The sequence below is a fragment of the Microcoleus sp. LAD1_D3 genome (assembly GCF_036702135.1).
In the GTDB taxonomy this organism is placed as follows: domain Bacteria; phylum Cyanobacteriota; class Cyanobacteriia; order Cyanobacteriales; family Microcoleaceae; genus Microcoleus.
The window spans coordinates 218188-224781 of record NZ_JAUBSB010000004.1; the positions used below are offsets into that span (position 1 = coordinate 218188).

The 6594-nt window shown below is 48.0% G+C and carries 3 protein-coding genes and 1 pseudogene; all 4 read left to right on the forward strand.

Annotated features, from left to right (window positions below):
* Positions 1 to 536, forward strand: a pseudogene (locus QUA74_RS03880) (hypothetical protein); the annotation flags it as partial.
* Positions 537 to 672: 136 nt separating this feature from the next.
* Positions 673 to 3180, forward strand: coding sequence for an ATP-dependent DNA helicase RecG (recG, locus tag QUA74_RS03885; RefSeq protein WP_333325126.1), 2508 nt, complete (start codon positions 673 to 675; stop codon positions 3178 to 3180).
* A gap of 564 nt (positions 3181 to 3744) precedes the next feature.
* On the forward strand, positions 3745 to 5829 hold the full coding sequence (gene fusA, locus QUA74_RS03890; RefSeq protein WP_333325128.1) for an elongation factor G: 2085 nt from the start codon (positions 3745 to 3747) through the stop codon (positions 5827 to 5829).
* Between the two features lie 301 nt (positions 5830 to 6130).
* A complete protein-coding gene (locus tag QUA74_RS03895; protein ID WP_333325130.1) occupies positions 6131 to 6541 on the forward strand; it encodes a Uma2 family endonuclease in 411 nt (136 codons plus the stop codon).
* Positions 6542 to 6594: the final 53 nt, after the last annotated feature.

The window sequence follows — 6594 nt, forward strand, 5'->3', positions numbered from 1 at the left end:
AAAAGGAAAAAAAACAAGTTTCCGCCATTAACTATCTATTTTCCTTGGCAAATTATCAATTGCCAAACGCCAATTCCCCTGAAAGTTTGGCACGCTGGCAAAATAGTATTGAAAAGTCGATCGTCCATATACTCAAGCTGCTTTCGCGCGACACCAACCGCTTGCTGCAACAGTCGGGAATCTTGCCGAGTCAATTGCCAGAACCGGTTCTAGAAGCTGCTTCTGGTGCTGAATCCTCCGGCGATAGTGTTGCCGGGCCGCCTAACTTATTAAACTTAATCATTGAAACCGATGCCTCATCAGCATCGCGAAAATTGGCGGCAACCTTGGGTAGTAGGGCGCTGCACATTACAGCGATTAAACTGCGGCTATCGGAAATAGAGTTTGCCGATGCGGGAACCTCGGCTTGGCGCCAGCAAATTCGTAACCTATCTGTAAAGTTGAACTCGCTGGGCCGCGATTACCAGAAAAAGCAGCGGGAACTCGCTGTGGTGGAGGCTGAGTCGGCTTGGCGATCGAGTTGGTTTGAAGATTAGTCAGTTGTCAATTGACAGTTGTCAGTTGTCAATTGACAGGTGTCAGTTGTCTGGAATTCTTGAGCTATGATTAATAACTAATGACTAATGACTAATGACTAATAACTAATGACTAATGACTAATAACTAATGACTGATGACTAATAACCAACCCGAATGGCAGCGATTGCAAAAAGCTCTTTCAGTAGAAGCCGATCGCGGATTTAACGACATCCAAGGCAGTCAATACCGCTTCAGCGAGTTTCTGGGCCTGAGTTTGAGACAACTTGCAGGTGCTGTGGTCGCTTCTGCGCGCGATCGAGCCAGACAACTAGCCGCTGAATTTGACATCTACCCTCAGAAAGATCTCGAAGAGCGCCAACATTCGATCGCCATTACGGTCAGTTTTCTGAGGCAAATGGAGCAAGTTTGGGAACAAGAAACTCGCCACCAGCAAGAACCAGCAAGACAAGTCAGACCCGCAAACTCTTCCGAAACAACCGCCCCAACAGTTTCCGTTCCCCGAACTGCACCCCTGAGTACAGCACCCCCACCGCCCAGCCTGACTCTCGACCAACAGTTAACCCGCGTCACCGGCATTGGCCCCGCCAACGGCAACCGCCTGGTAAAACTGGGTTTATACACTGTATATGACTTGCTTTACTACTATCCACGCAACCACATCGACTATGCAAAGCAAGTACAAATTCGCGAGCTAGTAGCCGGGGAAACTGTCACTTTAATCGCAGAAGTAAAGCGCTGCAATTGCTTTTCTAGTCCTAAGAATAAGAAATTAACCATATTAGAAGTAATTTTAAAAGACCGCACCGGAGAAATAAAAATAAGTCGTTTTTTTGCAGGCCCTCGCTACAGCAATCGCGGCTGGCAAGAATTCAAAAAGCGCGAGTATTGTACTGGTGCGGTGCTAGCAGCTTCCGGGTTGGTGAAGCAGGGTAAATATGGAATTACTTTAGAAAATCCTGAGTTAGAAGTATTAGACGACTCCGGCGGTGCGATCGAATCAATGAAAGTCGGCCGCCTGATACCAGTTTATCCGCTGACGGAGGGGGTGGATGCTGGTTCGGTGAGGCGATCGATCTTGGCTGCAATGCCGGCGGCGAAAATGTTGCCAGAATCGCTACCAGAGGATTTGCGCGAGCGTTACGGTTTAATGGGTTTAGCCGATGCCGTGACTAATATTCACTTTCCGCTCGATCGAGATTGTTTGGCAGCCGCCCGCCGTCGCTTAGTTTTTGACGAATTTTTCTACCTGCAATTAGGACTTTTAAAGCGCCGCCAAACCCAAAGGAAAGCTCAAGCGAGTGCAGTCATCCTTCCTAGTGGCAAATTGATCGAACATTTTTATGAAATCTTGCCTTTTGCGTTGACGAATGCTCAGGAAAGAGTAATTAATGACATCCTCAACGATTTAGCTTCATCGCAACCGATGAATAGATTAGTTCAAGGCGATGTCGGCGCCGGCAAAACCGTAGTCGCCGTCGTGGCAATGCTAGCAGCTATTCAATCCGGCTATCAAGCCGCTTTAATGGCACCCACAGAAGTTTTAGCAGAACAGCATTACCGCAAATTGGTAAGTTGGTTTAACTTGATGCACTTGTCTGTTGAACTGTTAACTGGTTCCACAAAAGTAGCAAAGCGCCGAGAAATTCACAACCAGTTAGAAACCGGAGAATTGCCCGTTTTAGTGGGAACTCACGCACTAATTCAAGATACGGTAAATTTCCATAAATTGGGTTTGGCGGTAATTGACGAACAGCACAGATTCGGTGTACAACAGCGTGCTAAATTGCAGCAAAAAGGCGAAGCTCCCCACGTTTTGACGATGACGGCAACTCCCATTCCCCGAACGCTGGCGCTGACGCTGCATGGGGATTTAGATGTGAGTCAAATTGATGAACTTCCCCCCGGTAGGCAGGCGATTCAAACCACTGTACTGTCTGCAAAAGAACGGATTCAAGCTTACGATTTGATTCGGCGGGAAGTGGCGAGCGGGCGTCAAGTTTATGTGGTGCTGCCGCTGGTGGAGGAGTCGGAAAAGTTGGACGTGCGATCGGCAATTGAGGAAAAAGAAAAACTTGAAAAAAGTGTATTTCCTGAGTTTAAGGTGGGTTTGCTGCACGGGAGAATGAGCAGTGCCGACAAAGATGAGGCAATTTCTAAGTTTCGGGACAAAGAAACGGATATTTTAGTATCTACTACTGTCGTCGAAGTGGGAGTAGACGTGCCGAATGCCACGGTAATGCTGATTGAAAATTCTGAGCGTTTTGGACTGTCACAACTACACCAGTTGCGGGGTAGAGTGGGTCGGGGCAGCAACCGTTCTTATTGTTTGTTAATGCCCGGTTCCAAAACTGCGGAAGCTATGCAGAGAATGAAAGTTTTAGAACAATCTCAAGATGGTTTTTTTATTGCAGAAATGGACATGAGATTGCGCGGGCCTGGTCAGGTTTTGGGAACTCGGCAGTCGGGTTTGCCAGATTTTGCTTTGGCGAGTTTGGTGGAGGATCAGGAGGTTTTGGAGTTGGCGAGGGCGGCGGCTCAAATGGTAATTGATAATGATGAAAGTTTGAATCAATGGCCGGTGGTGCGGGATGAATTGGAGCGGAGATATCAGCGGATGATGAGCGGGTCGATTTTGACTTAGATAGTTTTGGACGCAGCAACGGGGTTTTTAATAATATTTTGTAGTCGCAGGTTAAGCGAATATCTATCAAAGTCGGCAGTTTATTGCTGCACTCACCCACCCTCTCCCCGTAGGCTGATTTATTTGCACCTACCTATTTAATGTCAGAAACCGGGTTTCTTGCCACAAAGTCACGTAAAAGCTGAGGTTTTTTGTCAGGAAAACCCGCTTTATACCGTTTTGCTGAGAATGGTGCAAAATATCAAGTTGAGCGAAGCGTCAAAAACAAGAATTTGTTGGGTACGCCTGCCTCAACCCAACCTACTTTCTGAACCCAACCTAACTTTCACAGAAAATTTTTCCCTTGGTCTAGGGTATTTTTATGAATTGTAAGGATTCCCGTACTGATTAAACCAAAAATCCTTCGCAGGAATGACGGGAAAGTGTCAAAATTAAGATAGTTCTGCCAGAAACAGGGGAAAGGAAATCTAGCCTGTACTGGCGCCTAAGGCAACATTGATTCCTCGCTGGTTACGCTTGCAGGTGGTCGCCGACGGTTCGTCGAATTTAATCTCAACAGTAATTATGAAAGATCTCACTCGTTATCGAAATATTGGCATCTTCGCCCACGTAGATGCTGGCAAGACCACCACAACAGAAAGAATCCTGAAACTGACAGGCAAAATCCACAAAATTGGTGAAGTTCACGAAGGCGCGGCGACTACTGACTTCATGGAACAGGAGCAAGAGCGCGGGATTACGATTCAGTCCGCTGCTACCACCTGCTTCTGGAACGATCATCAGCTCAACATCATTGATACTCCGGGACACGTCGATTTTACGATCGAGGTTTACCGTTCTTTGAAGGTTCTCGATGGTGGCATTGGTGTGTTCTGCGGTTCGGGTGGAGTTGAACCGCAATCTGAAACCAACTGGCGCTACGCTAACGATTCCAAAGTGGCTCGCGTCATCTACATCAACAAGCTCGATCGCACCGGTGCAGATTTTTACCGCGTTGTCAAGCAAGTCGATAAAATCCTTGGCGCTAAACCGATGGTAATGGTATTGCCGATCGGCATAGAAGAAAAGTTTTGTGGCGTAGTCGATTTGCTGACCCGCAAAGCCTGGATCTGGGATGACTCCGGCGATCCGATGAACTACGAAATTAAAGATGTCCCCGCCGATATGGTCGATGATGTCGAAACTTGGCGCGAACAGTTGATCGAACTGGCCGTAGAGCAAGACGACGCTCTGATGGAACAATATCTCGAAGGCAATGAACCGAGTATTGATGACCTCAAGCGCTGTATTCGCAAAGGTACTCGCGATCGGGCATTTTTCCCCACCTACTGTGGCTCATCGTTTAAAAACAAGGGCGTGCAGTTGGTTCTTGATGCCGTAGTTGACTACCTGCCAAACCCGATGGAAGTCACACCGCAGCCAGAAGTCGATCTCGATGGCGAGGAAACCGGCGAGTTTGCGCTCGTCGATCCCAACAGACCATTGCGGGCACTCGCGTTTAAGATCATGGACGATCGCTACGGCGCTCTAACCTTCACACGCTTGTACTCCGGTACTCTGTCCAAGGGCGACACCGTACTCAACACCGCCACAGGCAAAACCGAGCGCATCAGCCGTTTGGTGGAAATGCACGCCAACTCTCGCGAAGAAATTGAATCGGCCCAAGCCGGGGACATTGTGGCGATCGTCGGTATGAAAAACGTCCGCACCGGACACACCATCTGCGACCCCAAAAATCCCGCAACCCTAGAGCCGATGGTATTCCCTGATCCCGTTATTTCGATTTCGGTCAAACCGAAACAAAAAGGTGGCGAAGAAAAAATGGGAGCAGCCCTCACCAAGATGGTGCAAGAAGACCCATCCTTCCACATGGTGACGGATCAAGAAAGCGGCGAAATGATTCTCAAGGGGATGGGCGAGTTACACCTCGACATCAAAGTAGACATTCTCAAGCGCACCCACGGCATCGAAGTAGAAGTCGGCGAACCACAAGTGGCCTACCGCGAGTCGATTACCAAGCGCCTCGAAGACGAATACACCCACAAAAAGCAATCAGGTGGTTCCGGTCAATTTGCCAAAATCGGCTATGTGATCGAGCCTGGTGAGGTGGGAAGTGGCTTCCAGTTTGAGTCAAAAGTGACCGGTGGTAGCGTGCCGAGAGAATATTGGCCAGCCGTCGAAAAAGGCTTTGAAAGCTGCATCGACAAAGGCGTCTTGGCCGGATTCCCCTGCTTGGACTTGAAATTCACGCTTCTAGAAGGCGGTTTCCACCCCGTTGACTCGTCAGCAATGGCCTTTGAAATTGCTGCCAAAGCAGCCTATCGGCAGTCTCTGCCGAAAGCGGGGCCTCAGTTGCTCGAACCGATTATGAATGTCGATGTATTCACTCCAGATGATTACATGGGCGACGTGATCGGCGACCTCAACCGCCGCCGGGGGATGATGAAATCTCAGGAGACAGGACAAACAGGAGCACGGATCAAGGCAGATGTACCGTTGAGCGAAATGTTTGGTTACATTAGCGACTTGCGTACTATGACCTCTGGGCGCGGCCAGTTTTCCATGTCCTTCTCGCACTATGCTCCTTGTCCGAATAACATCGCTGAAGAAGTGATCAAGGCGGCAAAAGAGCGTCAAGCCGCGAAGTAATGTATTGACTGCGACGAAGTGATTTGTCGCAGTCAATCACCGATGTTAAAAACTAGAAAAATCTAGTTTTTAACATTGGTCAATGGAAGTATCCCAATTTTATTTTCGCAGGAGTGTTCGGTGTGAGAACTCGCTAGGGATATACAACCTAGCCAACGTCCCGCTCGCACTCCTCACAAATGCTTTTTACTCTCCGAAAGAGATGCTCCCTTCAAAAGTCTCTCTCAAAGGGCGATCGCGCATCAATCAAGATAATGTTTGCTAATATACAATCAATAATTTAAAAGCTAGGCAGGTAGCCATGACAGCCACCCTGATCCCGAGTCAAAGTAGCGGAATTCTGCTGAAAAACATTAGCTGGAAAACTTACGAATCCCTAGTGAATGAGTTAGCCCAACAGAGAGGAATTCGCCTGACTTACGATCGCGGAAATTTAGAAATTATGACTCCATCAGCCCCCCACGAAAAGTACAAAAAAATCTTGGGACGTTTTGTAGAAAGCGTGAGTGATGAATTGAATGTTGAAATTTGCAGTTTGGGTTCTCTAACTTGCAGGCGGGAGGATTTGGCTCGCGGTTTGGAACCGGATCAGTGCTACTATATCGAAAATGAGGATGTGGTTTGGGACAAAGAACAAATCGATCTCAATCAAGATCCGCCGCCAGATTTAGTTGTGGAAATTGACGTGACTAGTACAGCTCGGCGAAAATAGAATACCCACTAAACCGCTAATACTTTACCCTTATAAGTCCACTTGAAGGGCTT

Excerpts from the sequence above, each read along its gene's own strand:
- fusA (WP_333325128.1), top strand. The coding sequence starts at position 3,745 with ATGAAAGATCTCACTCGTTATCGAAATATTGGCATCTTCGCCCACGTA.
- recG (WP_333325126.1), top strand. The coding sequence starts at position 673 with ATGACTAATAACCAACCCGAATGGCAGCGATTGCAAAAAGCTCTTTCA.
- QUA74_RS03895 (WP_333325130.1), top strand. The coding sequence starts at position 6,131 with ATGACAGCCACCCTGATCCCGAGTCAAAGTAGCGGAATTCTGCTGAAA.